Annotated in this window: 28 protein-coding genes; 9 read left to right on the top strand and 19 right to left on the bottom strand. The window is 61.5% G+C overall.

Annotation, left to right across the window (positions count from 1 at the left end; translation table 11 throughout):
- The first annotated feature begins 107 nt into the window (after nt 1-107).
- Nucleotides 108-836 (top strand): bifunctional 2-polyprenyl-6-hydroxyphenol methylase/3-demethylubiquinol 3-O-methyltransferase UbiG, encoded by a 729-nt coding sequence (locus tag CAF79_RS23665; RefSeq protein WP_085700569.1) that lies wholly within the window; start codon nt 108-110, stop codon nt 834-836.
- 41 nt (nt 837-877) lie between these two features.
- Here the strand turns inward: CAF79_RS23665 and tam are convergent, their stop codons facing one another.
- Nucleotides 878-1,648: a trans-aconitate 2-methyltransferase gene (gene tam, locus CAF79_RS23660; RefSeq protein WP_085700568.1), complete on the bottom strand. Its 771-nt coding sequence runs from the start codon at nt 1,646-1,648 to the stop codon at nt 878-880.
- Nucleotides 1,649-1,861: 213 nt separating this feature from the next.
- Here tam and CAF79_RS23655 point away from each other — a divergent pair, with 213 nt between their 5' ends.
- Nucleotides 1,862-2,272, top strand: coding sequence for a low affinity iron permease family protein (locus tag CAF79_RS23655; RefSeq protein WP_085700567.1), 411 nt, complete (start codon nt 1,862-1,864; stop codon nt 2,270-2,272).
- A gap of 46 nt (nt 2,273-2,318) precedes the next feature.
- Here the strand turns inward: CAF79_RS23655 and CAF79_RS23650 are convergent, their stop codons facing one another.
- The 8 genes from CAF79_RS23650 to CAF79_RS23615 form a co-directional block, all read right to left on the bottom strand.
- Nucleotides 2,319-2,819 (bottom strand): DUF4142 domain-containing protein, encoded by a 501-nt coding sequence (locus CAF79_RS23650; RefSeq protein WP_085700566.1) that lies wholly within the window; start codon nt 2,817-2,819, stop codon nt 2,319-2,321.
- Nucleotides 2,820-2,894: 75 nt separating this feature from the next.
- A complete protein-coding gene (locus CAF79_RS23645) occupies nt 2,895-3,050 on the bottom strand; it encodes a KGG domain-containing protein (RefSeq protein ID WP_077045875.1) in 156 nt (51 codons plus the stop codon).
- Nucleotides 3,051-3,168: 118 nt separating this feature from the next.
- Nucleotides 3,169-4,518, bottom strand: coding sequence for a bifunctional diguanylate cyclase/phosphodiesterase (locus CAF79_RS23640; RefSeq protein ID WP_085700565.1), 1,350 nt, complete (start codon nt 4,516-4,518; stop codon nt 3,169-3,171).
- Between the two features lie 77 nt (nt 4,519-4,595).
- A complete protein-coding gene (locus tag CAF79_RS23635; RefSeq protein ID WP_085700564.1) occupies nt 4,596-5,234 on the bottom strand; it encodes a LysE family translocator in 639 nt (212 codons plus the stop codon).
- A gap of 60 nt (nt 5,235-5,294) precedes the next feature.
- Nucleotides 5,295-5,711 (bottom strand): fosfomycin resistance glutathione transferase, encoded by a 417-nt coding sequence (gene fos, locus CAF79_RS23630; protein ID WP_085700563.1) that lies wholly within the window; start codon nt 5,709-5,711, stop codon nt 5,295-5,297.
- A gap of 3 nt (nt 5,712-5,714) precedes the next feature.
- Nucleotides 5,715-6,434, bottom strand: a complete 720-nt coding sequence (locus CAF79_RS23625) for a hypothetical protein (RefSeq protein WP_085700562.1) — start codon at nt 6,432-6,434, stop codon at nt 5,715-5,717.
- 35 nt (nt 6,435-6,469) lie between these two features.
- The gene (locus CAF79_RS23620; protein ID WP_085700561.1) at nt 6,470-7,204 is read right to left on the bottom strand and encodes a hypothetical protein; all 735 of its coding nucleotides are present in this window, start codon (nt 7,202-7,204) and stop codon (nt 6,470-6,472) included.
- Nucleotides 7,205-7,224: 20 nt separating this feature from the next.
- Nucleotides 7,225-8,136, bottom strand: a complete 912-nt coding sequence (locus CAF79_RS23615) for a LysR family transcriptional regulator (RefSeq protein ID WP_170929778.1) — start codon at nt 8,134-8,136, stop codon at nt 7,225-7,227.
- A 78-nt stretch (nt 8,137-8,214) separates the two neighbouring features.
- Here CAF79_RS23615 and CAF79_RS23610 point away from each other — a divergent pair, with 78 nt between their 5' ends.
- Nucleotides 8,215-8,703, top strand: a complete 489-nt coding sequence (locus CAF79_RS23610) for a DMT family transporter (protein WP_085700559.1) — start codon at nt 8,215-8,217, stop codon at nt 8,701-8,703.
- A gap of 34 nt (nt 8,704-8,737) precedes the next feature.
- Here CAF79_RS23610 and CAF79_RS23605 read toward each other — a convergent pair whose 3' ends face one another.
- From CAF79_RS23605 to CAF79_RS23590, 4 genes are all read right to left on the bottom strand, one after another.
- Nucleotides 8,738-10,069, bottom strand: coding sequence for an MFS transporter (locus tag CAF79_RS23605; protein WP_085700558.1), 1,332 nt, complete (start codon nt 10,067-10,069; stop codon nt 8,738-8,740).
- Nucleotides 10,070-10,150: 81 nt separating this feature from the next.
- Entirely contained in the window at nt 10,151-11,077 is a 927-nt protein-coding gene (locus tag CAF79_RS23600) for a hydroxymethylglutaryl-CoA lyase (RefSeq protein ID WP_085700557.1), read from the bottom strand.
- Nucleotides 11,074-12,267, bottom strand: a complete 1,194-nt coding sequence (locus CAF79_RS23595) for a CaiB/BaiF CoA-transferase family protein (RefSeq protein ID WP_085700556.1) — start codon at nt 12,265-12,267, stop codon at nt 11,074-11,076. The genes CAF79_RS23600 and CAF79_RS23595 overlap by 4 nt, the downstream gene beginning before the upstream one ends.
- Nucleotides 12,268-12,370: 103 nt before the next feature.
- A complete protein-coding gene (locus tag CAF79_RS23590; protein ID WP_085700555.1) occupies nt 12,371-13,279 on the bottom strand; it encodes a LysR family transcriptional regulator in 909 nt (302 codons plus the stop codon).
- 240 nt (nt 13,280-13,519) lie between these two features.
- On the opposite strand from CAF79_RS23590, the gene CAF79_RS23585 reads away from it, so the two are divergent.
- Nucleotides 13,520-14,749, top strand: a complete 1,230-nt coding sequence (locus CAF79_RS23585; RefSeq protein WP_371917939.1) for an aminotransferase class I/II-fold pyridoxal phosphate-dependent enzyme — start codon at nt 13,520-13,522, stop codon at nt 14,747-14,749.
- Between the two features lie 17 nt (nt 14,750-14,766).
- Nucleotides 14,767-15,933 carry an MFS transporter gene (locus CAF79_RS23580; protein ID WP_085700553.1) on the top strand — a complete coding sequence of 389 codons (1,167 nt, stop codon included), beginning with the start codon at nt 14,767-14,769 and terminating at the stop codon, nt 15,931-15,933.
- On the opposite strand, the gene yiaY is transcribed toward CAF79_RS23580, so the two are convergent.
- The gene (gene yiaY, locus CAF79_RS23575) at nt 15,930-17,078 is read right to left on the bottom strand and encodes an L-threonine dehydrogenase (protein WP_085700552.1); all 1,149 of its coding nucleotides are present in this window, start codon (nt 17,076-17,078) and stop codon (nt 15,930-15,932) included. The genes CAF79_RS23580 and yiaY overlap by 4 nt on opposite strands.
- A 155-nt stretch (nt 17,079-17,233) precedes the next feature.
- Between yiaY and CAF79_RS23570 the strand changes: the two genes are divergently transcribed.
- Complete coding sequence (locus CAF79_RS23570) at nt 17,234-18,253, top strand: DUF4917 family protein (RefSeq protein WP_085700551.1); 1,020 nt, start codon at nt 17,234-17,236, stop codon at nt 18,251-18,253.
- On the opposite strand, the gene CAF79_RS23565 is transcribed toward CAF79_RS23570, so the two are convergent.
- Entirely contained in the window at nt 18,254-18,796 is a 543-nt protein-coding gene (locus CAF79_RS23565) for a helix-turn-helix domain-containing protein (RefSeq protein WP_085700550.1), read from the bottom strand.
- 108 nt (nt 18,797-18,904) lie between these two features.
- On the opposite strand from CAF79_RS23565, the gene CAF79_RS23560 reads away from it, so the two are divergent.
- A complete protein-coding gene (locus CAF79_RS23560; protein ID WP_085700549.1) occupies nt 18,905-19,687 on the top strand; it encodes an aldolase in 783 nt (260 codons plus the stop codon).
- Between the two features lie 26 nt (nt 19,688-19,713).
- Nucleotides 19,714-20,595: a dihydrodipicolinate synthase family protein gene (locus CAF79_RS23555; RefSeq protein ID WP_085700548.1), complete on the top strand. Its 882-nt coding sequence runs from the start codon at nt 19,714-19,716 to the stop codon at nt 20,593-20,595.
- A 57-nt stretch (nt 20,596-20,652) separates the two neighbouring features.
- On the opposite strand, the gene CAF79_RS23550 is transcribed toward CAF79_RS23555, so the two are convergent.
- Both CAF79_RS23550 and CAF79_RS23545 read right to left on the bottom strand, forming a co-directional pair.
- On the bottom strand, nt 20,653-20,997 hold the full coding sequence (locus CAF79_RS23550; RefSeq protein ID WP_085700547.1) for a YegP family protein: 345 nt from the start codon (nt 20,995-20,997) through the stop codon (nt 20,653-20,655).
- A 22-nt stretch (nt 20,998-21,019) separates the two neighbouring features.
- Nucleotides 21,020-21,601, bottom strand: a complete 582-nt coding sequence (locus CAF79_RS23545; protein ID WP_007957909.1) for a DJ-1/PfpI family protein — start codon at nt 21,599-21,601, stop codon at nt 21,020-21,022.
- A gap of 169 nt (nt 21,602-21,770) precedes the next feature.
- Between CAF79_RS23545 and CAF79_RS23540 the strand changes: the two genes are divergently transcribed.
- Nucleotides 21,771-22,685 (top strand): DMT family transporter, encoded by a 915-nt coding sequence (locus tag CAF79_RS23540; protein WP_064383007.1) that lies wholly within the window; start codon nt 21,771-21,773, stop codon nt 22,683-22,685.
- Here CAF79_RS23540 and CAF79_RS23535 read toward each other — a convergent pair.
- Together CAF79_RS23535 and CAF79_RS23530 are read right to left on the bottom strand one after the other, a co-directional pair.
- A complete protein-coding gene (locus CAF79_RS23535; protein ID WP_085700546.1) occupies nt 22,675-23,907 on the bottom strand; it encodes an SAM-dependent methyltransferase in 1,233 nt (410 codons plus the stop codon). The two genes, CAF79_RS23540 and CAF79_RS23535, sit on opposite strands and share 11 nt — an antisense overlap.
- A gap of 90 nt (nt 23,908-23,997) precedes the next feature.
- Nucleotides 23,998-24,615 carry a TPM domain-containing protein gene (locus CAF79_RS23530; RefSeq protein WP_085700545.1) on the bottom strand — a complete coding sequence of 206 codons (618 nt, stop codon included), beginning with the start codon at nt 24,613-24,615 and terminating at the stop codon, nt 23,998-24,000.
- Nucleotides 24,616-24,700 lie beyond the last annotated feature (85 nt).

Raw genomic sequence — 24,700 nt, 5'->3', positions numbered from 1 at the left:
ACCCTCCCCCTGCGCGGCCATCGACGAATACGCGCCTTCACGTTTCGAGGGATTCAAATCCGTGGCCTCCGAGCCACCCAAATCAAATTCAAAAGAGCAGCAAACCCATGACCCAAAACATCTACGACGACCCCGAATTTTTCCAGGGCTACAGCCAGATGAACCGCTCCATCGGCGGCCTCGATGCCGCGCCGGAATGGCCGGCGCTGAAAGCTTTGTTGCCCTCCCTGCACGGTTTGCAGGTGGTGGATCTGGGCTGCGGCTATGGCTGGTTCTGTCGCTGGGCCAGCGAACACGGCGCAGCCGAGGTGCTGGGGCTGGATGTCTCGGAGAAAATGCTCGCACGAGCGAAAGAAACCACCTCGGCCGCGAACATCCGCTACGAACGTGCCGACCTGGAACACCTCGATTTGCCTGCGTGCACTTACGATCTGGCCTACAGCTCGCTGGCGCTGCACTACATCAAGGATCTCTCGGGGCTGTTTGCCACGCTGCACGCGGCGCTTAAACCCGGTGCGCACTTTGTGTTTTCCATCGAGCACCCGATCTTCATGGCGCCGCGCAATCCGGGCTGGCTGATCGACAGCGAAGGCAACAAGCGCTGGCCGCTGGACAGTTATCAGATGGAAGGCGAGCGGGTGACCAACTGGCTGGCCGACGGCGTGATCAAGCAGCATCGTACGGTCGGCACGCTACTCAACGCGTTGATCGACGCCGGGTTCACGATTCAACACGTCGACGAATGGGGCCCGAGCGATGCCGAAGTGGTCGCGCAACCAGCGCTCGCTGAAGAGCGTGAGCGGCCGATGATGATGCTGGTCGCCGTACAGCGCTGACCGCCAAAGAAAGGGCCGATCAAATCGGCCCTTTTTTCATTTCAACGTGTGGCGACAATGAACAACCGTGGAAACGGCAACAGCACCGAACCATCCGCCAGTGCCGGATACGCCTTCGCGACCTCCGCCAGATAGTGCGCCAGATACTCCGCCCGCTCCGCTTCCGCCAGCGGGCTGAGGAACGGAATCAGACCGCTGCCCTTGAACCACTCGACAACGCCCGAAGCCCCGCCCGCCAACTGATGGTGATACGTGGTGCGCCACACATCGACCCGTGCGCAATGCGGACGCAGCATCGAAAAATAAGAACTGGCATCCGCCATCTCGGTCCGCTGCCCCGCCGCGCCCGCCAGTTTGTCGGCCCACGGCCCGTTGGCCGCCACTTCACGCATCAACCGATGGGACGGCTCGTTGAGGTTGTCCGGCATCTGAATCGCCAGACTGCCACCCTGCGCCAACTTGCCCGCCAGCGCCGGCAACAAGGTCGCGTGATCCGGCACCCACTGCAAAACGGCGTTGGCAAAAATCACATCGAACGGCCCTGCATCCGCCCATTGATCAATGTCCGCCACCTCGAACTGCAACTGCGGCAGACGCTTGCGCGCGGCATCGATCATGTCCGGCGAACTGTCGAGCCCCCGCACTTTCGCCCCCGGAAAACGCTCTACCAGAAGCTCAGTCGAGTTGCCGGGGCCGCACCCGATGTCGACCACGGAACGCGCCTCGGGCGTCGGAATCGCCGCCAGCAAATCGCGGGCCGGGCGGGTGCGTTCATCTTCGAAAGTGACGTATTGCTTGGCGGACCAGGTCATTGCGTTCTCCTGTCGTGGACGTTTTGGCGAAACGTGCAAAAGCGGCTGCCGTCACGATACAGCGATCGTGTTTATCTGCCTTCCCCTACGTACGTCCGATATCGCCGGGAGCGCTGTCTTCACCATGCGCACAGGGATTCAGAAAACTGTAAGTAGAATTTTCACACGGCCCCCGATGTCTGAATTTCAAGCCCCCCAACAAGGAACACGGTCATGAAATTCGCAAAGGTTTCACAAACGCTGGCGCTCTGGGCCGGTAGCCCGAAGACGTTCATGGGGGCTTTGATTCTGATCGGGCTTTGGGGGTTGAGCGGGCCGATTTTCGATTACAACGACACCTGGCAACTGATCATCAATACCTCGACCACGATCATCACGTTCCTGATGGTGTTCCTGATCCAGAACACTCAGAACCGCGACACCGACATCATTCATTTGAAACTCGATGAGTTGCTGCGGGTAACCAAGGAAGCGCAGAACGCGATGCTCGGGCTGGAGTCGCTGGATCTCAAGCAGCTGGAAGCGCTGCGCCGGCATTACCGGGCAATGGGTGAAAACGAGGTGTTTGACCTGGAAGGCCTGGGGGACAAGAGCAAGCCGAAACAGAATCTGAACGACTGTTGAAGACAACAAAAACGGCGCCATGAGCGCCGTTTTCTTTACCTCGGCGTTAGCGACTGGCCAGGGCCTTGGCCATTTCCAGATGACTCTGCAATTTCGGCAGAGTCTCGTCGGCAAACGCCTTGATCTCCGGCACGTCGGTGGTCTGGGCTTCCTGCTGGATCTGCTCGATGGCTTCTTCAGTGGCCTTGACCTGGCTGGCGGCGTACGCCTGATCGAAGCTCGCGCCCTCTTTGACCTCCGGCATCAACGCCTTGGCCTTGTCGGCGACTTCTTCGCGGGGCGCGACCGGAAGATCCAGTTTCCTGGCAATTTTCGCCAGATGCTGGTTGGCGGTGGTGCGGTCGTTGATGACGACGATGGTGTAATCCTTGACTTCTTTGGACTCCGCCTTGCTGTGCGCCAGACGACTGGCCTCGATGTCGGCCATGCCTTTGGCCGAGGCTTCGTTGATGAAGTCAGCTGGCGACTGGGCAAACGCACTGCTGGCAAACAACCCCAACAGGCTGACAAAACTGATGCGGCGTACTCGGGTGGCCATCCGGCTCATGGTCGCGCCCTCCTTCTTTGCAGATTCAAGCGGGAGCTTGCGCCCCCGCCTCTCAATCAAAACAACCTTCGCCGACTACTTCGATTTCTGAGCAGGCTTGCGGCCCATGTCGGTTTTAGGCTCTTTGTCGACAGTCGTAGTGGTGGTTTTCCCACCTTTGCGACCGGCTTCAGACGCCTTCGTTCGATCGTTGGCGAAGTTTCCCGAGTTCGAGTTTCTTGAGTTAGGCATGATTCTCTACCTCTTGGCATTGATCGTAAGCGAGCAGGTGCCCGCCTAGATTGAGAATTTCCTCACCGCCAAAGGTTTAGAAAAGTTGCGGTTGCCGCGACGAACGGTGAACCGCCAATCAGCTGTCCAGCCGCCGATGATTCTGGCGCTTGGCGCTGTACATGGCCTGGTCGGCGTGGCGGAACAGTTGCTGTTCCTCGTCGCCATGCTCGGGGTAACGGGCCACGCCAATGCTCGGTTCGATGTGCAGGTTGTGCCCGTCCAGGCGCATCGGTTGCACCAGTACCTGTCGGATTTTTTCCGCCACGCTGTCGGCATCGTCGGCGGCGTGGACGCTGTGCAACAGCACCACGAATTCATCGCCGCCGATCCGCGCCACGGTGTCGGTTTCGCGCACACAGCCCTTGAGCCGGTTGGCCACCGTCTGCAGCAGCATGTCACCGACCCCATGACCAAAGGTGTCGTTGACCTGTTTGAAGCGATCCAGATCGACATACAGCAGCGCCATGTGCCCGGACTGTTCCCGCGCACGGCTCAGCGCAGCCTTGAGGCGGTCGCGCAGCAGTTCGCGATTGGGCAATTGGGTCAGTTGATCGTATTGCGCCATGCGCCGCAGACGAGCGTGCAGTCGCTGGCGTTCGATGGCGGTGGCGACCTGGGCGCAGACGTATTGCAGCAATTCCTTGTCGCGCTCGGTGTAGCGCTCGCCGCCGGGCAGGCTTTTGACGATCAGCGCGCCGATGGTGCGGTCTTTCGAACTCAGCGGCACGCCGAGCCAGCACGGTGATTGCTGACCGGCTACCAGCGCTGCGAACTCCGGCGGCGCGTGTGGGCAATCCGGGGTCAGGAGGATCGGCTGGCCGCTGCGAATCACTTCCGTACACAAGCGCCCGGTGACGGTGCCGGGTTGCTCCGGTTGCAACTCGTTATCGTCGACGTGATAGGGAAAGTTCAACTGCGCGCAATGTTCGTCGTACAGCGCCACGGAGAAATTCAGCGCCGGCAGCCACTCGCCAATAATCATATGGATGCGCTTGAACAGCGCCAGCAGATCCTCCGCCGCATGGGCCGCTTCGGAGATCGCGTACAGCGCCGCCTGTCGGGATTCGGCCAGTTTGCGTTCGGTAATGTCACGGGCCACGGCGATGCGCAGTTGATCGACTTCCGACCAGCGCGCCGACCACAGAATGTGCACGACGCTGCCGTCCTTGCGTACATAGCGGTTTTCGAAATTGAGCTTGGGTTCGCCGCCCATGATGTCGCTGGCGGCGGCCAGGGTGCGCTCACGATCCGCCGGGTAGACGTAGTCGATCATCGCCTGGCCGATCAGTTCGTCAGGCGTGTAACCGAGAATCCGCTCGCAGGCCGCACTGACAAAAACGAAACGACCTTGCTTGTCGACCGCGCAAACGGCGTCCAGCAACAGATCGATGTAACTCGCCAGCGGCGCGGAATTTCGGCTTTCCATGGTTCAGCGTAGGTGTCCGGGCAATGCAGCACTGTTCAACCATCCATGACCTTGACCTCGCATCCCTGCGACTGTTTTCAAGCCTTGTTCGGCATCAACCCCGGCAGCGCATGCACCAGCGCGTTGATGGCAAAACCGATGAACATGATCCCGCACAACCGGGTGATCGCCAGTTCGTGGCGCTGATACAGCGTACGCACCTGCCGCGCCCCGACGATGCCAATGAGGATAGCGTAGGCGAGCAATCCGCCGAGGAAACTCAAGGCGATCAGCATCGGCAGCATCGACCAGTTAAGCAGTTCGGCGCGGCTCGACAGCAACGCAGTGAACGTCGCCACCGCCACCGGGTAGGCCTTGGGGTTGGTCAGCCCGAACAGGATGCCGTGCCAGAACGGCTGACGCGCCGCACCCTGCGGCTGTTCGCCGTTGCTGTGTTTGGCCCGCACCGCGCGCCAGCCGAGCCAGAACAGGTACAGGCCGCTGAGTACGCCGAGCACATCGAACGCGGTGCTGCCGATTTCCCGGGCGCCGACAATCGCGATCAACGCGGTGCTGCACCAGATCACATCGCCCAGCAGATGCCCGCACAAGAACCCCGCCCCGGCCCGCCGCCCACGTGCGGCGCCGATGCCGAACACCGCCAGCACACCCGGCCCCGGCGTGATGCCGTAGATGAAACCCGAGGCCAGCACGGCCATTAGCAACGATGGAGTCATGGAAAACCTGCAAGTCCCGGAAAACGTGGCCGCCAGTCTATCCCAGCGGTTTGTGGATATTCACGGCTCGTTGAAAAAACGCATGCCCGCGTAGGGCTTTTGCCGACACGCGGCCAGTCGCGAAGCGAGATCACCGACGTGGGCTTCGAGCTTGTGACCGTCCGGGTCGAGGAAGTAGAACGACGCGCCTTCACTGCGGTTGTCGCGCCATTCCTGCACGTTGGCGGCACGAAGCTGCTGCACGAACAGCGCAAAGTCCGCAGCGCCAATGCTGAAGGCGTAGTGGGTGTAGTCGGCGGCGGGCTCGGGATGGCGCTTCGGATCAAGCGACAGGCACAACCACAGGCCCGGGAGCGACAGGTAGGCACCGCCGTCCCAGATTGCCTCGACGTGCAGCTTCAGCACATCGCGGTAGAACGCTAGGCTGCGGTCCAGGTCGCTGACGGCGAGGGTCAGGTGGTTGAGGCCGGTGAGCATCGGTCAGTAACCTCTGAGGTCTTCGGGAATGGTGTATTGCTTGCCGTCGTAGGTCAGGGTGATTTGGGTTTTAGTGAGGTCGGTGGTTTTGGAAACGCACTCTTTGCCTGACTGGGTCGAGGTGTACACCACACCACTTGAGGAAACGATCAGGTCAGCGAGGCCATTATGGCTGGATGGGCCGATTTCCAAGGTCCTGAGGATTTTCGCGTCCCTGGTTTCGCACTCCCCCGTACCCTCGCCGAACTCCTTGCGAATGACCAGACCTTCCAGTACAGGTCGTAGCTTGGCGCCTTCGCGGACGTACAGCGCCAAGTCTGTCCTCGCATAGGGATTGGCTCTGGAGAGATGGACAGAGAAATCCGAGCGCAGACCGAACGCGCGAACCTCCGATGCGAGACGGTAACGGGCGGTATCGATCTTCAGATCATCGAACCGGGTAGCATCAGAGTTGTAGGCGCCGGGCTTGGTATAAGTCGCCAGCGGTTTGGCGTCGGAAGCGTTGAGCAGCGACAGTTCCAGGTCGAACACTCCATCCTGGTCACCTTCGGAATCGGGCACGAACGTGGACTTCGCCGAAATCGCCTTGTCGGGGAAGGCCGGCCACACTTTGCAGCGTGACAGGGAGTGGCCGTCGAGTTTTTTTACCTGACAGGCAGCGTGTGCCTGAGTGGTAACGGCCAGAAAGCCTAGGGCGATGAAAAGTCGGGTTGGGCTGAGCATTGTTCTTCCTTGAAATAAGTCGCGTTGGCTCTGTATCACTCGATGGCTTTGAAACCTTTAGGCAAGACGTAAGACTTGCCGTCATACCGAAGTGTGGTCAATACGGGTTTATCGGCCGTAGTCTTCAACGCACAAGTGTCCGGTGGCCCTTCGCCTACAAGGCCGGTAGTGACTGATTTAACAATCAGGTCGGCGTAACCGTGCGAACTGGTTTTACCGATTTCGATAGTACGATCCGTGCAATAACGCTCCCCCGCACAACCACCATCCCACTCGCCACCGTAGTCATACATCACCAGTCGATCCAGCACCGGACGCAACTTGTCGCCCTCCTTCACATAGAGCGACAACAGGACTTGATCCATGGGATTGACGCGGGAAGAGCCCTTGAATCTCACACGAACGCCAAAAGCCCGAAGCTCGGGAGTGAGCTTGTAACGCGCCGTATCGAACTCCACGCTTTCCAATGCGATCGCATCGGACATGAATGCAGAGGGCAAGTGATAGGTGGCAATCGTTTTGAATTCATCTGTAGTTACCGACAACCCAAGGTCATAACTGCCGACGTCATTGTCCTTGCCATACACCGGATCGGGTGCAAATTTCGAAACCGCATTCAGGGTCAAGCCGGGATAAGCGGGCCACGCCCTACACACTGAAAAATCCCGCGCGCCCGTCACCGGCGCAGGCACACACTCAGCTAACACCTGCCCCGCGATCAACGCCCCACACAGCGCCAGCCCCACCGTTACCCCAGACTTCACTGTCACGCCCCGCTCCTTGATATTTTTCAGCCGCGCACTATCCCCTGCTCAATCCGCCGATTCAACCAGTTCAACGCCTGATCCCCGCCGCGCCGTTTGTGCCACGCCGAGACAAACGTGAACGGCGCGATTTCAAACGGTGGCGGCACGACGATCAGTGAGTCGTCATGCACCTCATTCAACGCCCGCGAGGCCACGGTCAGGATCAGGTCCGTGCCGCTGATGAACTGCGGCGCGACGCTCCAGTGCGGCAGGCTGATGGCGACGCGGCGGCGTTCGCGCAGGGCGGTCAGGGTGCGTTCGATTTCCGGGGTGCCGCTGCCGCGCATTTCCAGCAGGACATGGGGACGGGAGAGATAGGTTGGCAGGTCGAGAACACCTCCGGCGGGAAGGCTATGGCGATCCAGAAGGCAGACGTAGCGTTCCTCGAACAACGGCGTGCTACGCAGTTCACCGGGCAGTTCCGGGAGTACACCGGCAGCGAGATCGATGTCGCCGTTGAGCAGACCTTCGACCATGCCTTCGCGGCTGGCGTGACTGATTTGCAGATCGATACCCGGCGCTTTCGCGCGCAAGGTGCGAATCAGTCCGGGCAGGATGATCGCCGCGCCGTAGTCCGACATCGCAAGGCGAAAGGTCCGACGGGCGCTGGCCGGATCAAAGGTATTCGGCGCCAGCAACGATTGCACCTGAGCCAGGGTTTCTGCCAGCGGTGCCGCCAGCTCCAGCGCTCGCGCGGTGGGCACCAGCCCCGAACCGGCACGCACCAGCAATGGATCACCGAGCAAGTCGCGCAAGCGCGCCAACGCGTGGCTGACCGCCGGTTGACTCAGGTGCAGACGCTCGGCAGCGCGGGTCACATGCTGCTCGCTCAGCAACGCGTCCAGAATCACCAGCAGGTTGAGATCGATGCGGCGCAGATCATTCATTCGATGCATGTTCCGAATATCAAAACAGAATTTAAATCTGCGCGACGAATACCCTAGAGTCCAGCAAAACCTTGCAGGAGAACGGTCATGGGGACGATGCAGTGGGTCGGATTGCTGTTATTGGCGGTATTCGCCGGTGCGGTGGTGCCGTTTCAGAGTGCGATCAACATCAATCTGGCGCGGGGGTTGGGGCATCCGCTGTGGGCAACGCTCACCTCGCTTGTGGTGAGCGTGCTGGTGTTGTTGCCGGTGATTGTCGCGCTGCGCCTGCCGTTGCCGTCGCTGGCCCTCGCCAGCAAGCTGCCGTTTTGGATGTGGACCGGTGGCGCGTTCGGGGTGTGCTTTGTCGCATTGGCGGTGGTGTTGCTGCCAAAGTTGGGGGCGTCGGGATTTCTGGCGCTGGCCCTGGCCGGGCAAATGATCACGTCAATCGTGCTGGATCACTTTGGCCTGTTCGGATTGGTGGAGAAACATCTGACCTTGCCGCGCCTGTTCGGCGCGGTGTTGTTGATGGCTGGAGTGGTGCTGATTCAGTTTGGTGACTCGGCTGCCAGGTCCCTGTCAGCGGCGAGCTGATCGTTCGCGTTACAAGAACGACCAGCCCGTGATCTCAGTACTTGTCCAGCGTGCGCAGCTTCTGCGGCAAGCCCCACAACAGCAACGCCGCCGCGATCAGCGCCGCCACGCCGATGACATACAACGCCGGTGTGGTGCTGCCGGTCAGATCCCTGATCCGGCCGACCATTACCGGGCTGACGATGCCGCCGAACTGCCCCAGGGTGTTGATCACCGCAATCCCGCCCGCCGCACCGGCTCCAGCGCCGGCCAGCAACTTCGGTGGCAGGGTCCAGAAACTCGGAATCGACGCGATGATCCCGGCGCCCAGCAATCCAAGGGCGACGATCAGGAACGTGGTGTGGCTGGCGAAAATCCCCGCACTGAAGAAGCCGATGGCGCCGACAACCACCAGCCCCGCGACAAACTTGCGCCGCTCCCCCGTGGCATCTGACAGACGACCGATCACCACCATGCTGATCGCACCGCAAACGTACGGAATCGAGGTCAGCAGACCGATCATCACCGGGCTTTCGGTGCCGGCACTGCGGATCAGTTGCGGAGCCCAGAAATTCAGGCCGTAGGACGCGACCTGGATCAGGAAGTAGATCAGCCCCAAGGTCAGGAAACCCGGAATCTTCAGCGCCGCCAGCAACGAACCGCCACTCTTGTGCGGTTCGTGATGGGCGATGCGGCTGGCCAACAGTTTTTTCTCATCCGGGGTCAGCCAGTGAGCGTCCTCGATGCGATCCTTGAGCAAGGTCAGCACCAGAAAACCCAGACCGACGCAAGGCACACCGCCGAGCAGGAACAACCAGTGCCAGCCGCGCATTTGCAGCACGCCGTCGAGGTGTTCCAGCACCAGTCCGGAGAACGGCGCGCCGACCAGTCCGGCAAACGCCGAGGCCAGGAACAGCATCGAAGTGATGCGGCCACGGAAGTGCTGCGGGAACCACAGCGTCAGGTAATACAGCACGCCGGGGGCGAAACCGGCCTCCATCGCCCCGATCAGAAAGCGCAGCACGTAGAACTGCCATTCGCTGGTGACGAACACCATCAGCGCCGTCGCCACGCCCCAGGACATCATGATCCGGGCGATCCAGCGCCGTGCGCCGACCTTGTACAGCATCATGTTGCTCGGCACTTCGAACAGCACGTAACCGACCACGAACAGACCGGCACCGAGACCGTAGGCGGTGTCACTCAGGCTCAGGTCGGCCTGCAACTGAAACTTGGCGAAGCTGATGTTGATGCGGTCGAAGAAGGCGAACAGGTAGCAGACCATGATCAACGGCATCAGGCGCCAGGCGACCTTGCTGACCAGGGCTTTTTCGGCGTCGTGATCGACGGACGGGCTCGCGCCCGCCTCCATAACATTGAGGCTCATAGTTTTTTCTCCAGGCGGACTGCCGGTGGGCGTCCGATTGTTGTTGTTGTCTGGTTCGGGTGAGTCGGTGAGCGTGTGAAATCAGGTGGGGATCGGGTGCAGATCGCAATTGCGTCCGGCCTTGGCCAGTTGCCCCGGCACTTCGTGGCCCAGCAGCGCGGGCAAACCACGGGACAGTTTCAGCAGCAGCGGCAGATCGATGCCGGTGTAAATGCCGACTTCATCGCAGAGGTTCACCAGGTCTTCGGTGCAAATATTGCCCGATGCACCCGGTGCAAACGGACAGCCGCCGAGCCCGCCCAACGCCGCGTCGAAACGCCGGGCACCTGCTTCGTAAGCCGCCAGTACATTGCACAGACCCAGGCCTCGGGTGTTGTGGAAATGCAGGGTCAGGTCCGCCGCCGAAACGCGCTGCAATACCCGTCGCACCAGTCGATCGACCTGTCGCGGATTGGCCATGCCGGTGGTGTCGGCCAGGGTGATGCCCTGAATCCCGAGCGCCTGATAGGCCTCGACAATTTGCAATACAAGGTCTTCGTCGATTGCGCCTTCGAACGGGCAACCGAAGGTCGTCGCGATACTGCCGTTGAGCCGCACGCCCGAGCCGCTGGCGAAACTCACGATTTCGCCGAACGCCGCCAGCGAGGCTTCGCAACGCATGCGCATGTTCGCCAGGTTGTGGGTCTGGCTGGCGGACATCACCAGGTTCAGTTCATCGGCGCCGGACTCCAGCGCCCGTTGCGCGCCCTTGAGGTTGGGAATCAGCGCGACGTAAATCACCCCCGGCTGACGCTCAATGCCCTTGAACACCTGCTCGCCATCACGCAGGGCCGGGATCGCTTTCGGCGAGACGAACGAGCCGGCCTCGATGCGGCTGAATCCTGCCTGTGACAGCTGATCGATCAGGGCGATCTTGTCTTCGGTTTCGACCCAGGTCGGTTCGATTTGCAGGCCGTCCCGGGGCGAGACTTCCTGGACGATCAGGGTCTGCGAGTAATCGCTGATCATTGCACCACCCCCTGGCTTTTCAGGCGTTCGATGTCCGAGGCGGTCAGACCGAGACCTGCGAGAATGCCGTCGGTGTGCTGACCAAGGCCGGGGCCCGACCAGTTCACCCCGCCGGGGGTTTCCGAAAGCTTGGGCACGATGCCCGGCATCTTCACGCTCGCCCCGCCGGGCAGTTCGGCGTCGAGCAACATGTCCCGGGCCTGATAGTGCGGATCGGCAACAATATCGGCCACCGAGTAGATGCGGCCGGCCGGCACTTCGGCGGCTTCCAGTGCCGCCAGTACATCATTGATCGGCAGGCTGCTGGTCCAGTGGGTAATGGCGGCGTCGAGCAGACCGCTCTTCGCGGCGCGGCCGTCGTTGTGGGCGAACTCTTCGGCGTCGGCCAGATCATCCCGACCGATCACCTGCATCAGGCGCTTGTAGATCGGATCGCTGTTACCGGCGATCACCACGTAGGCGCCATCGGCCGTGAGGTAGGTGTTGGAGGGTGCGATGCCCGGCAACGCGCCGCCGCTGCGTTCGCGGACATGGCCGAGCATGTCGTATTCCGGCACCAGGCTTTCCATGACGTTGAACACGCTTTCGGCCAGTGACACGTCGACAATCTGCCCGCCGCCCTGCCCGGTCTTGACCCGCAGCAGCGACATCAGCGCGCCGATCACCGCGTGCAGCGAAGCCAGCGAATCGCCGAGGCTGACACCGACTCGCGCCGGTGGCGAACCGGGGGTACCGGTGGTGTAGCGAATGCCGCCCATGGCCTCGCCGATCGCACCGAAGCCGGGGCGGTCGCGGTAAGGGCCGGTCTGGCCGTAGCCGGAAATGCGCACCAGGGTCAGGTCGGGATTGAGCGCGTGCAGCACGTCCCAACCCAGACCGAGTTTTTCCAGGGCGCCGGGGCGCAGGTTTTCGATGATCACATCGGCATCACGGGCCAGTTGCTTGACCAGTTCGATGCCTTCGCCGGATTTCAGATTGAGCGCCAGGGATTTCTTGTTGCGCGATTGCAGGTACCACCACAGCGACGTTCCTTCGTGCAGCTTGCGCCATTTGCGCAGCGGGTCGCCCTGACCCATGGCTTCGATCTTGATCACCTCGGCGCCGAATTCGGCGAGCATGCGCGCGGCAAACGGCGCAGCAATCAGGGTGCCGATTTCGATCACTTTGATCGCACTCAGAGGAGCAGTCATCGCGGGGTACCTCTTGTTCTTGGAATTGCGGCCAAGGCTAGAGGAACGTCATGACTGCAATCCAGCCGTCACTCGGCAACGGGCGTTCGCCAAACGCGAACGCTCAGCCGGCTGCGCGCAAATGCTCGAACAGGATCCGGCTCACGGGCGACAACCCGGCCTCGTCGCGCACCACCACGATAAGGTCGCGATCCGACCAGCCATCGGTCAGCGGCACCGCTTGCAGCCCCAGCGCCCGACCAAACAATTCATACGCCCGCTGCGGCAGGATGCCGATGCCCATGTTGGCCTGCACCATCCGGCACACCGCGTCGAAACCCGGCACATGAATGCGTATGCGCAGCACCTTGCCGGCCTGCCGCGCGGCGGCGTGGGTGCGCATGTTGATCGAACTGGCGGCATGCAGGCCGACGTAATCGCTGTCGAGGGTTTCGCTGAACGCCATGGATTCACGCACTGCCAGCGGATGCTCGGGCAACATCACCACCACCAGTTTGTCCCGGCGATAGCACACGCTGTGCAGGCCTTTGATATCACTGTCGCTGGAGCAGATACCCAGATCCGCCACGCCATCGAGCACACCCTGAATCACTCCGGCACTGGGCCGTTCTTCGAGGTCGGTCTTGACCTGCGGGTGTTGCGCGGCGAAGTCACGCAGGTCCTCGGGGAGAAATTCAATGATCGCCGACAGGTTCGCCAGCATTCGTACATAGCCGCGTACACCGTGGCTGTGCTCGCCCAGTTCCAGGCCCATTTTCTCGACGTTGAACAACATCCGCCGGGCGTGGTGCAACAGGGTTTCGCCGGCCGGGGTCAGGGTCATGCCTTTCGCCTGACGCACGAACAGGCTGATCCCCAGCGCTTCCTCCAGCTCCATCAAGCGCTTGCTCGCCGCCGACACGGCAATCGCCTCGCGGGACGCGGCACGGGTCAGCGTGCCTTCCTCGTGCACGGCGACGAACAGTTGCAGGGTGATCAGGTCGAGGCGGCGGGTCAGGTTTTTCTGCAACATGAGGCACTCGTTAACAGGGTTCGCGGACCCCGGCAGGATAACCGCGTTGCTCTCGATGCAGGCAGTCAATTGCCCTACAACCAAGGGTTACATTCCCCTACAAAAAAAACTCAAACAACGCTCAAGGCTATCGGATACAGCCGATTCTGACCCCGCATCGCCCTCTGTAAAGTCTGGCAACACACACAAATTGAAACACCCCATGGATTGCCATGCTCAAGGAGAGCTGCTTTGAACAATCTGCCCGATACCACCGCCCACACTTTCCCCCACTATCGCAAAGTCATCGCGCTGGCCGACCACGACCGGGAGGCTGCCGAAGCCGAAAAAATCGCCGCCCTCAACGTCGAAGTCAAAGGCTGCAACCACTTGCTCGATCAGCACGGGCGCCAGTTCCATCATTTCTGCACCACGTCCTATCTGGGTCTCGATCACCACCCCGCCCTGCTCGAAGGTGCCATCGCGGCGTTACGGGAAACCGACACACTGCGCGTAGCCAACTCGAAAAACCGCTGCAAGCTGGCGCTGCTCGACCGATACGAAAGCGAGCTGTCGCAATTGTTTGGCGCGGTGTGTCTGAGCACTTTGTCCTGCAGCGCCGCCAGTGCCGGGATCCTGCCGCTGCTGGCCAGTGGTGTGTTTACCCAGGGCCGTCCACCGGTGATGGTGTTCGATCGTCTGGCTCACTATTCGATGAATCACCTGAAGGCCAGTTGCGCCGATGAAACCCAGGTATTGACCTGCCCCCACAACGACATGGATTTTCTCGAGTCGGTGTGCCAGCGTCATTCAACCGTCGCCTTCGTTGGCGACGGTGCCTACAGCATGGGCGGTGTGGCTAATCTGGACGGTCTGCTGTACCTGAAAGAACGTTACGGCCTGTTTCTTTATCTCGATGATTCCCACGCGTTGTCGGCGGTCGGCAGCAATGGCGCCGGTCTTGTACGGCCAAGAATGCCGGCGCTGGATGAGGACTGCCTGATCGTCTCGTCACTGGCCAAATCGTTCGGGGCCAGCGGCGGCCTGGTGATGCTCGGCAATGAGCGGCAGAGGAAACTGATTCAGCGTTACGGCGGGCCGAGCAACGGGTCGCAAAGCCTCAATCGCGCGGCCATCGGTGCGGGCCTTGCCTCAATTCAGCTGCATCGCAGTGCAGAGCTGCGTGCGTTGCAGATTCGGCTCCAGAGCAATATTCGCCTGTTCGACAGTCTGGTGAGCACCGAACAGCACGGCAGCCCCATGGCCATCCGTTTGATCAACTGCGGCGAGGCTGCCCTGGCCACTCGAATTGCCATTGAACTGGCCGAACACGGCTTTTTCACCAGCGCGGTGTTTTTCCCGGCGGTGGCGCAAGGTAAAGCCGCGATCCGCGTGACCCTGCGCGCCGACATGGAATCGACCCTGATCCACCAGTTCTGTGATTTGATCACCGGACTGTTACTGACTCACGGCGGCCATCGCGACCGCTGAACCTTCACGGACGACTCATGAATCCCGGACTCATCCTGCTCATCACCTGCTCCACCGTGTTCCTCGCCCAACTGGGCATGAGCATTTACCTGCCGGCGTTGCCACAGATCGCCGGGCACTTGCACGTCGATGCAACGCAGGTGGCCTGGGGCTTGTCGCTGTACCTGATCGGCATGGCGCTGCCGATGCTGCTCTGGGGCAGTCTGGCGCATCGCATCGGCCGTAAACCGGTGCTGTTGGCGGCGCTGGGGATTTACGGGCTGGCGAACCTGGCGTTGCCGCTGGGTTCGACGCTGGAGTCGTTCCTGCTGTTGCGACTGCTTCAGGGGATCGGCGCCAGCGGCATTTCAGTGATGGCGCGGGTGCTGATCCGTGACAGTTTCCGGGGCGATCTGCTGGCGAAGGCGTTGTCGTGGATTTCGATTTCGTTCGTTGTCGCGCTCGGGATCGGGCAATACGCCGGCTCGCTGATTCAGGTGACGCTGGGCTGGCAGGCGATTTTCTATCTGCTGGGTGCGGTCAGCCTGTTGATGGCTGCGATTGTCTCGCGCCTGAGCTTTCCGGAACTTGTCGAAGCACCCGCAACCGCGTCGCCCTGGGCGGTCTACGGAAGGATTCTGACCCACCGGGCGTTTATTCTGCCGGCGCTCGCGGGTGGTCTGGGTTATGGCGTGATCATCGCGTTCAACAGCGCTGCGCCGTTGATTCTGCAAGGCCCGTTCGGTTGGTCGACGACCGACTACGGGTTGCTGGGCTGGCCGATCAGTGCGGCGTATTTTCTGGGGGCGCTGGCGGTCAATCGCTTTGTGCTGCGTACCGGTCAGCATCGGTTGATGGCGTTGGGTGTGGGCCTGGTGATGGCCGGAGGCGGGGTAATGCTGGCTGGCAGCCTGCTGGCCAGCGCCGTTGCCTGGCTGCTTTGGTTGCCTTACTGCGTCGCCGTGTTCGGCCAGTCGCTGAACTATCCGATCAGCCTCTCGCGGGCCAACGATGGAGCGCCGATTGCCGGCGCTTACGCGATGGCCCTGAGCGGTTTCATCCACCAGTTGATGGCCGCACTGATCGGCGCGGTGGCCAGCCTGCTGGCCGGTCCACACGCGTGGCCGCTGTCGCTGCTGTGTTGCTTTCTGGCGGCGGGCGCGGTGCTCTGCACGAGGTTCACACCCGATCGCCAGTCCGTTTAAAACGCACTGCGGAAAATCTCCTCGATCTGCCGTTGATCCGCAGCGCGCGGATTGGTGAAGCCGCAGGCGTCTTTCAGGGCGTTGGCGGCGAGTACCGGAATGTCGGTGCACTTGGCGCCCAGATCGCGCAGGCCGCCGGGTATCTCGACGTCTCTGGCCAGGCAACGGATCGCATCAATCGCGGCTTTTGCACCCTCCTCCGGACTGAAACCACGAATGTCGGCCCCCATGGCGTGGGCTACGTCGGTGAGGCGATCGGCACAGACCAGCGCGTTGAACGTCTGCACATGCGGCAACAACACCGCGTTGCACACGCCGTGAGGCAGATCGTAGAAACCGCCCAACTGGTGCGCCATCGCGTGCACATAGCCGAGCGAGGCATTGTTGAACGCCATGCCCGCGAGGAACTGCGCGTAGGCCATGTTTTCCCGCGCGGCCAGATCGCTGCCGTCACGCACGGCCAGGCGCAGGTTGTTGCTGATCAAAGTCATGGCCTTCAGTGCGCAGGCATCGGTGATCGGGTTGGCAGCGGTGGAGACGTAGGCTTCGATCGCATGGGTCAGCGCGTCCATGCCGGTGGCGGCGGTCAGGCCTTTCGGCATGGCGACCATCAGCGCCGGGTCGTTGACCGACAGCAGCGGCGTGACGTTGCGGTCGACGATGGCCATTTTCACGTGGCGGGTTTCGTCGGTGATGATGCAGAACCGGGTCATCTCGCTGGCGGTGCCGGCGGTGGTGTTGATGGCGATCAGCGGCAGTTGCGGCTTGGTCGATTGATCGACGCCTTCGTAGTCGCGGATCTGCCCGCCGTTGGTCGCGCACAACGCGATGCCCTTGGCGCAGTCGTGGGGCGAGCCGCCGCCCAGCGACACCACGAAATCGCAGCGGCTGTTCTTGAGCAGCGCCAGTCCCGCCTCGACGTTGGCGATGCTCGGGTTGGGTTTGGCGCCGTCGAAGATCACTGAATCGATGTCCTGCATCGCCAGTTTCTCGGCGATCATCGTCGCCACGCCGGCCTTGGCCAGCCCGGCGTCGGTGACGATCAGCGCCTTGCGAAAACCGTAATTGCGGATCGCAAGCATGGCTTCGTCGAGGCAGCCGCTGCCCATGATGTTGACTGCTGGAATGAAAAAGGTGCTGCTCATGGCGCGACTCCTGACAGGGACCAAATCGACTTCTGCGATCCGGCGGGTGCACACAGGATCGACTGATCGGTCACGGCGGATGTTGATCTGGCTCAATGCCCGCTCGTGATAAAGTCGCCGTCCATCTGCCCCTTTGTTTTGAGACGTGCCCTGCAATGACTGATTTTCTGGATGTCGACGCCACCCTCGAAGACTGGAACGCGTTGCGCGCCACCACCGACTTCAGCGGTCTGCTGCTGGGCAATGGCGCCAGTCGCGCGGTGTGGGACGACTTCGGCTACGACTCGCTGTTCGAAAACGCCCGCACGGTGGAAGAAAAACCGTTGAGCCCGTCGGAACTGAGCGTGTTCGACGCGATGCAGACGCGCAGTTTCGAGCAGGTACTCGGCGCGCTGAAAACCACCAGCCGGGTCAACAAGGCGCTGGCCGTCAGCTCGGCCGCGCCGCGCAACCGCTACTACGCGATCAAGGAAGCGCTGATCAATACCGTGCACGCGGTACACATCCCGTGGCGGCTGATCGAAGCCTCGACCCTGGCGACGCTGAACAGTGAACTGGCAAGTTATCGCACGGTGTTCACCACCAATTACGACTTGCTCAATTATTGGGCCCTGCAACATCAGGGCGAGGCGATCGACGACCTGTTCAACGGCCCCGATGCGAGTTTCGATCTGTGCGCCAGCCACACTGAAAAACCGCGCCTGCTGTACCTGCACGGCGGCCTGCACCTGGTGCGCAACCAGGACGGCACCGCCCGCAAGCTGACCGCCACCGAGGGCACGCTGCTCGGCAATTTCGCGATCAACAACACGCTCAAGACGCTCGACGACGTGCCACTGTTCGTCAACGAAGGGCCGAGCGCCGACAAGCTCAAGACCATCCGCAGTTCCGATTACCTGTCGTTCTGCTACGACCAGTTACTCGGTCACGGCGGCAGCCTGTGCATCTTCGGCCATGCCCTCGGCGAACAGGACAGCCACCTTGTGCGCGCCCTGCGTCTGGCGAAACCGAAGACCGTGGCGATCTCGATCTACCCGCGCAGCGCGGCGTTCATCCAGCACCAGAAACGGCATTACGCGAAGGTGTTCGACGGAACCGGCGTGGAACTGCGGTTCTTTGATTCGAAGTCCCATGCCCTGGGCAACCCGAAGCTGTCAGTGCCGGTCGAGGACTGATCATTCCTCGCTGCTGTGCACCACCACCAGCAACTGCGCCTGCACCTCGCCCACCGAGCGGATGCGATGGGGTTTCTGTGCATTGAAGTGCAGCGCATCGCCCCGCTCCAGTACAACCCTTTCGTTCACGAAGTCGACTTCGACCTGGCCTTCGTGGACGAACAGAAACTCCTCGCCCAAGTGTTCCTTGAAGGTTTTGTCGGTGAATTCGCTCGGCGGATAAATGATGAACGGCAGCAGGCTGCGCTCGCTGACCTGATGGGCCAGCACCGCGTAGCCGGGGCTGTGGTCGTTGGCCGCCAGCGACTGGCGTTCGTGGCTGCGCACCAGGCTGTAGCTGTCGAGGCTGACGTTGTCTTCGGAGAACAATTCCTCGACTTTCACGTTCAGCGCCTTGGCCAGTTTCAGCGCGGCGGCAATCGACGGCGTGTTCAAGCCGCGCTCGACCTTAGACAGGTAACTCTTGGTCATGCCGGATTTCTCGGCCAGCGCCTCAAGGGTTACGCCGAGCTTTTTTCTCAATAATTTCAAACGGATAGACATGCGAAGCGATTATTCCAGCAAAGGAAAGACGATTTGTCCTTGCTAATGACACAAAGTGTCATATAGCCTCTTAAGTGTCATCCATGGCAACCACCACAGGACACGGATATGGCGAAGACATTAGCACTACCCAAAGACGAACTGGTCAAGCAAGCGCTGACCCAGATGCAAAAAAGCCTGGCGGATAATACGTGGACAGACCGGCAAAAGCTGGCCCTGACCTGCCGGATCCTGTTCGAGAACGGCCACGATTCGGGCCTCGCCGGGCAGATCACCGCCCGTGGTCCGCAGCCAGGCACTTACTACACGCAGCAACTGGGCCTGGGTTTCGATGAAATCACCGCAAGCAATCTGCTGCTGGTCAACGAAGACCTGGAAGTGCTCGAAGGCCACGGTATGGCTAACCCGGCCAACCGTTTCCACAGCTGGGTGTACCGCGCCCGGCCGGACGTGAATTGCATCATCCACACTCACCCGACGCACATTGCCGCGCTGTCGATGCTGGAAGTGCCGCTGCAGATTTCCCACATGGACCTGTGCCCGCTGTACGAAGATTGTGCGTTCCTTGAAGGCTGGCCGGGCGTGCCGGTGGGCAACGAAGAAGGCGAATTGATTGCCGGGGCGCTGGGTGACAAGCGGGCGATCCTGCTTTCCCATCACGGTCAGCTGTCCACCGGCACGACCATCGAGGAAGCCTGTGTCATCGCCCAATTGATCGAGCGCGCCGCCAAACTGCAACTGCTGGCGATGGCCGCCGGGACGATCAAGCCGATCATCCCCGAGCTGGGTCGCGAGGCGCATGACTGGGTCTCGAAACCCAAACGCCACGCCGCAGCCTTCAACTACTACGCCCGGCAGAACCTGCGTCAGCACGCCGATTGCCTGAACTGAACACCTCATCCTTGCGGAGCACTCCCATGTCCAACATTCACGGCATCATCGGCTACACCATCACCCCGTTCGGCGCCAACGGCGAAGGCGTCGACCTGCCTGCCCTCGGCCGCTCAATTGATCGTCTGATTGCTGGTGGCGTCCACGCCATCGCGCCGCTGGGCAGCACCGGCGAAGGCGCCTACCTGAGCGATGCGGAGTGGGATCAGGTCGCCGAGTTCAGCATCACGCACGTGGCCAAACGCGTGCCGACCGTGGTCAGCGTGTCCGACCTGACCACCGCCAAAGCGGTGCGCCGCGCACGTTTCGCCGAAGCCCACGGCGCCGACGTGGTGATGGTGCTGCCGAGCTCTTACTGGAAGCTCAGCGAAGCGGAAATCCTGGCCCACTACCGCGCCATCGGCGACAGCATCGGCGTGCCGATCATGCTCTACAACAACCCGGCCACCAGCGGCACCGACATGTCGGTGGAGCTGATCCTGCGCATCGTCAATGGCGTGGAAAACGTGACCATGGTCAAGGAGAGTACCGGCGACATCCAGCGCATGCACAAGCTGCAACTGCTCGGCGAAGGCCGGGTGCCGTTCTACAACGGCTGCAACCCGCTGGCGCTGGAAGCCTTCGTCGCCGGGGCCAGCGGCTGGTGCACGGCGGCACCGAACCTGATTGCGCAGCTCAACCTGGATTTGTACGAAGCCACGCTGGCGGGAGATCTGGGCAAGGCGCGTGAGTTGTTCTACCGCCAGTTGCCGCTGCTGGACTTCATCCTCAAGGGTGGCTTGCCAGCGACGATCAAGGCCGGTCTGCGCCTGACCGATCTGGAAGCCGGCGATCCGCGTTTGCCGGTGTTCCCGCTGAGCGAGGCCGGGCGTCATCAGTTGCAAGCCATTCTCAAAAGCCTGAGCTGATTTCGAGCCACACACCCACCTGTGGGAGCCAGGCTCCCACAGGGTTTTGTGCTGGATTCAAAGCACCGGCAGGGTTTTGTCCTTGATCACCTTCGTCGGCCCGTTGGCCTTGACGCTGGCGATGCCTTTGGCGCACGCCGCGTCCGATGAATAGGATTCGCTGCTGCCGATGATCTGGTGATTGGCCGCCTTGAGGTTGAAGTAGGGATGGCCGTCCTTTGTCGACTTCCTCTCGTAACGCTCGTCCAACGGGCTGTTGGCCTGCACCGAGGCGATGCCGCTTTCGGCGGCCGTGCGGCTGGTGTACAGCTCGCTGGTCAGAATGGTTTCGGCATTCGCCGCTTTCAGTACGAACCTGAACTGGCCATTGCTGCTTTTGCTCAACTCATACCATCCGGACATGGTGTTTCTCCTTATCGATGGGTCACAGGGTAATTTTGGTTCCAAGCAGCCCGAGGAAACCCGCCAGCCATTTCGGATGCGCCGGCCAGGCGGGCGCGGTCGCCAGGTTGCCCTGGACGTGGCCGTCCGTGACCGGGATGTCGATGTAGGTGCCGCCGGCCAACCGCACTTCCGGGGCACAGGCCGGGTAGGCGCTGCACTCCCGCCCTTCGAGAATCCCCGCCGCCGCCAGCAGTTGCGCGCCGTGACAGACAGCGGCAATCGGTTTGCCGGCCTTGTCGAAGGCCCGCACCAGTTCCAGGACTTTTTCGTTCAGCCGCAGGTATTCCGGCGCACGACCACCGGGCACCAGCAACGCGTCGTAGTCCTTGGCGTCGACCTTGGCGAAATCGAAGTTCAGGGCGAACTGGTGACCGGGCTTCTCGCTGTAGGTCTGATCGCCTTCGAAGTCATGAATCGCGGTGCGCACGGTCTTGCCGGCGGCCTTGTCCGGGCACACCGCGTGGACGGTGTGACCGACCATTTGCAGGGCCTGGAACGGCACCATCACTTCGTAGTCTTCGACGTAATCGCCGACCAGCATCAGAATCTTTTTCGCGGCCATGGGCAGGACTCCTCGGGTGAATGCACAGGAATATTCACAGTAGTCCAAGGACCGCGATGGCGTTCGCAAACTGTATGGATAACTCTGCGCTCAGCTGTAACAGCCCGATTGCCGTGGATTGTGGCTAGATGAAAGCACCTCCCTGCCACCTTTGAATCGGTTTGCCCTCATGTCTTCGCGCGAAAACACCGGCATGGCCCTCGGCCTGCTCGGCGTGGTGATTTTCAGCCTTACCCTGCCCTTCACCCGCATCGTGGTGCAGGAACTGCACCCGCTGCTCAACGGCCTGGGCCGCGCGTTGTTTGCGGCGATTCCGGCAGCGGCGCTGTTGTTGTGGCGACGGGAGAAGTGGCCGACCTGGAAGCAGGTCAAAGGCCTGAGCCTGGTGATCGCCGGGGTGATTCTCGGTTTCCCGGTGCTGTCGGCATGGGCCATGCAGACCTTGCCGGCGTCCCACGGTGCGCTGGTCAACGGCTTGCAGCCGCTGTGCGTGGCGCTTTACGCGGCGTGGCTGTCCCATGAACGACCGTCGAAAGCCTTCTGGGCCTGCGCCGCGCTGGGCAGTGCGCTGGTGCTGGGTTATGCGTTGTACACCGGCGCCGGCAGCATTCAGGCCGGAGACTTATTGATGCTCGGTGCGATTGCGGTGGGCGGTCTGGGATACGCCGAGGGCGGGCGGCTGGCCCGGGAGATGGGCGGCTGGCAGGTGATCTGCTGGGCGCTGGTGCTGTCGACACCGTTGCTGATCGGCCCGGTGCTGTATCTGGCGTTGCAGCATCAGGGCGCGGTGTCGGCGAAAACCTGGTGGGCGTTCGGTTACGTCGCACTGTTTTCGCAGTTCCTGGGGTTCTTCGCCTGGTACGCCGGGCTGGCCATGGGTGGCATTGCCCGGGTCAGTCAGATCCAGTTGTTGCAGATCTTCTTCACTATCGCGTTTTCCGCGCTGTTCTTTGGCGAACACGTGGAGCCGATCACCTGGCTGTTCGCCTGCGGGGTGATCGCGACGGTGATGCTCGGGCGCAAGACCGCGGTGCGCCCGGCTCAACCGGGCACATTACCCGCCGGGGTTCAGCTCAAGCCTTGAGCTTCAGCAGGCCGTCAGCGAGCAGCAGGGTTTCGAGGCAGTGCTCGCTGATCTGGTAGAACGCCTTCAACTCCTGAATCTTCACCAGCAGCTGAGTCGGGTCCACCGGCTCGGCGCGCTTGACCGCCAGAATCATCTTGTTCTTGTTGGTGTGGTCCAGGGAGATGAACTCGAACACCTTGGTCTCGTAACCGCAGGCTTCGAGGAACAGCGCACGCAAGCTGTCTGTGACCATTTCCGCCTGTTGGCCCAGGTGCAGACCGTATTGCAGCATCGGCTTGAGCAACGCCGGGCTCTGGATCTGCAAGCGGATCTGTTTGTGGCAGCACGGCGAGCACATGATGATCGAGGCGCCGGAACGAATGCCGGTGTGGATCGCGTAGTCGGTGGCGATGTCGCAGGCATGCAGGGCGATCATCACGTCCAGTTCGCTCGGCGCCACGCTGCGCACATCGCCGCATTTGAACACCAGCCCCGGGTGTTCCAGCTTCGCGGCGGCGGTGTTGCACAGATTGACCATTTCTTCACGCAGCTCCACGCCGGTGACTTCGCCCTCGGCCTTCAGGGTGTTGCGCAGGTAGTCGTGAATGGCGAACGTCAGGTAACCCTTGCCCGAACCGAAATCCGCCACCCGCACCGGTTTGTCCAGGGCCAGCGGCGACGAGGTCAGCGCATGGCTGAAGACTTCGATGAACTTGTTGATCTGCTTCCACTTGCGCGACATCGCCGGGATCAGCTCGTGCTGCGCATTGGTCACGCCCAGATCCTTGAGGAATGGCCGGTTCAGATCGAGGAAGCGGTTTTTCTCACGGTTATGCCCGGCGGACGGCACTTCGCGCAATTGCTGGGGTTTGCTCATGAACAGCGAGCTCTTGCCCTTTTTGCTGTATTCGAGCTGGGCTTCGTCAGTCAGCGTCAGTAAATGCGCATTCTTGAACGCCGTCGGCAGCAGCCCGGCAATCGTCGCCACCGCTTCGTCCAGCGGCAGGTTCTTGGTGATGTCGCGGGTCTTGTAGCGATAAACGAACGACAGGCACGGCTGCGCCTTGACCGTCACCGGTTTGATGATGATCCGCTGCAGATCCGCTTCTTCGCCGACGTACCTGGCCAGGACCAGTTTGATAAAGCCGTTCTGTTCGAGGCTGGTTTGCAGCAGCTCGATGAACCGGGCGTGATGATCGGGCGCCGGTCTGGCAGATGCGGAGGGAGCGGTAACGGACATGGGAAAAAGCGGCCTCGGACGGGCAAATCGGGAATGGCCGCTAGTTTAGGGGGGATGGCGCTCAAGGGCACGGCTAATTTCCCGAACGGTTTACCCCAGCACCACCAGCCGATTGGGCAATTCATTGCGAACCTGCGTCACCGGCACATGCACCTTGAGCAATTCCCCGCACGCCTCGATACAGGTAACAAACCCCTGCAACGTCTGCCCTTGCCGGACCTGTTCGGTAAACGCCGCGACAATCGAATCCCAGCTTTTGTTGTCCAGTTTTCTGGAAATCCCTTCATCCACCAGGATCTCCACATACCGCTCCGCCTCGCAGACAAAAATCAGCATGCCGGTGCTGCCCACCGTGTGGTGCAGGTTCTGTTCGAGAAACTGCCGCCGCGCCAGGTTCGACGCGCGCCAGTGCCGGACACGGCGTGGCACCAGATGTGTGGTGATTGTCGGCAAGCGAAACAACAGGCACAGCACGATGAAAATACCCCACTGCACCAGCAACAGGCTGTGCATCGTCAGCCAGCCGGTCAGGTAATGCACGATCCCCGGCACAATCAGCGCCAGCAGGCTGGCCCAGAGCAGCGGGATGTACGCGTAGTCGTCGGCACGGGCCGCGAGCACCGTCACCAGTTCGGCGTCGGTGTCGCGCTCGACCCGGGCGATGGCCTCCGCGACCTTGCGTTGTTCGTGTTCAGTCAGTAATGCCATGTCGTGAAGTGCCTGCTCATTATTGTTATCACCAGCCGCCGGAAGACCCGCCCCCGCCGAAACTGCCACCGCCGCCGCTGAAGCC

Source organism: Pseudomonas sp. B26(2017) (genome assembly GCF_002113045.1).
In the GTDB taxonomy this organism is placed as follows: domain Bacteria; phylum Pseudomonadota; class Gammaproteobacteria; order Pseudomonadales; family Pseudomonadaceae; genus Aquipseudomonas.
This window is presented reverse-complemented; position numbering and strand designations above follow the sequence as displayed.

Excerpts from the sequence above, each read along its gene's own strand:
- yiaY (WP_085700552.1), bottom strand. The coding sequence starts at position 17,078 with ATGAGCAGCACCTTTTTCATTCCAGCAGTCAACATCATGGGCAGCGGC.
- CAF79_RS23560 (WP_085700549.1), top strand. The coding sequence starts at position 18,905 with ATGGCGAAGACATTAGCACTACCCAAAGACGAACTGGTCAAGCAAGCG.
- CAF79_RS23545 (WP_007957909.1), bottom strand. The coding sequence starts at position 21,601 with ATGGCCGCGAAAAAGATTCTGATGCTGGTCGGCGATTACGTCGAAGAC.
- CAF79_RS23600 (WP_085700557.1), bottom strand. The coding sequence starts at position 11,077 with ATGATCAGCGATTACTCGCAGACCCTGATCGTCCAGGAAGTCTCGCCC.
- CAF79_RS23570 (WP_085700551.1), top strand. The coding sequence starts at position 17,234 with ATGACTGATTTTCTGGATGTCGACGCCACCCTCGAAGACTGGAACGCG.
- CAF79_RS23605 (WP_085700558.1), bottom strand. The coding sequence starts at position 10,069 with ATGAGCCTCAATGTTATGGAGGCGGGCGCGAGCCCGTCCGTCGATCAC.
- CAF79_RS23535 (WP_085700546.1), bottom strand. The coding sequence starts at position 23,907 with ATGTCCGTTACCGCTCCCTCCGCATCTGCCAGACCGGCGCCCGATCAT.
- CAF79_RS23530 (WP_085700545.1), bottom strand. The coding sequence starts at position 24,615 with ATGGCATTACTGACTGAACACGAACAACGCAAGGTCGCGGAGGCCATC.
- CAF79_RS23580 (WP_085700553.1), top strand. The coding sequence starts at position 14,767 with ATGAATCCCGGACTCATCCTGCTCATCACCTGCTCCACCGTGTTCCTC.
- CAF79_RS23595 (WP_085700556.1), bottom strand. The coding sequence starts at position 12,267 with ATGACTGCTCCTCTGAGTGCGATCAAAGTGATCGAAATCGGCACCCTG.
- CAF79_RS23645 (WP_077045875.1), bottom strand. The coding sequence starts at position 3,050 with ATGCCTAACTCAAGAAACTCGAACTCGGGAAACTTCGCCAACGATCGA.
- CAF79_RS23640 (WP_085700565.1), bottom strand. The coding sequence starts at position 4,518 with ATGGAAAGCCGAAATTCCGCGCCGCTGGCGAGTTACATCGATCTGTTG.
- CAF79_RS23590 (WP_085700555.1), bottom strand. The coding sequence starts at position 13,279 with ATGTTGCAGAAAAACCTGACCCGCCGCCTCGACCTGATCACCCTGCAA.
- tam (WP_085700568.1), bottom strand. The coding sequence starts at position 1,648 with ATGACCTGGTCCGCCAAGCAATACGTCACTTTCGAAGATGAACGCACC.
- CAF79_RS23565 (WP_085700550.1), bottom strand. The coding sequence starts at position 18,796 with ATGTCTATCCGTTTGAAATTATTGAGAAAAAAGCTCGGCGTAACCCTT.
- CAF79_RS23650 (WP_085700566.1), bottom strand. The coding sequence starts at position 2,819 with ATGAGCCGGATGGCCACCCGAGTACGCCGCATCAGTTTTGTCAGCCTG.
- CAF79_RS23610 (WP_085700559.1), top strand. The coding sequence starts at position 8,215 with ATGGGGACGATGCAGTGGGTCGGATTGCTGTTATTGGCGGTATTCGCC.
- CAF79_RS23635 (WP_085700564.1), bottom strand. The coding sequence starts at position 5,234 with ATGACTCCATCGTTGCTAATGGCCGTGCTGGCCTCGGGTTTCATCTAC.
- CAF79_RS23555 (WP_085700548.1), top strand. The coding sequence starts at position 19,714 with ATGTCCAACATTCACGGCATCATCGGCTACACCATCACCCCGTTCGGC.
- CAF79_RS23665 (WP_085700569.1), top strand. The coding sequence starts at position 108 with ATGACCCAAAACATCTACGACGACCCCGAATTTTTCCAGGGCTACAGC.
- CAF79_RS23540 (WP_064383007.1), top strand. The coding sequence starts at position 21,771 with ATGTCTTCGCGCGAAAACACCGGCATGGCCCTCGGCCTGCTCGGCGTG.
- CAF79_RS23615 (WP_170929778.1), bottom strand. The coding sequence starts at position 8,136 with ATGCATCGAATGAATGATCTGCGCCGCATCGATCTCAACCTGCTGGTG.
- CAF79_RS23625 (WP_085700562.1), bottom strand. The coding sequence starts at position 6,434 with ATGCTCAGCCCAACCCGACTTTTCATCGCCCTAGGCTTTCTGGCCGTT.
- CAF79_RS23655 (WP_085700567.1), top strand. The coding sequence starts at position 1,862 with ATGAAATTCGCAAAGGTTTCACAAACGCTGGCGCTCTGGGCCGGTAGC.
- fos (WP_085700563.1), bottom strand. The coding sequence starts at position 5,711 with ATGCTCACCGGCCTCAACCACCTGACCCTCGCCGTCAGCGACCTGGAC.
- CAF79_RS23550 (WP_085700547.1), bottom strand. The coding sequence starts at position 20,997 with ATGTCCGGATGGTATGAGTTGAGCAAAAGCAGCAATGGCCAGTTCAGG.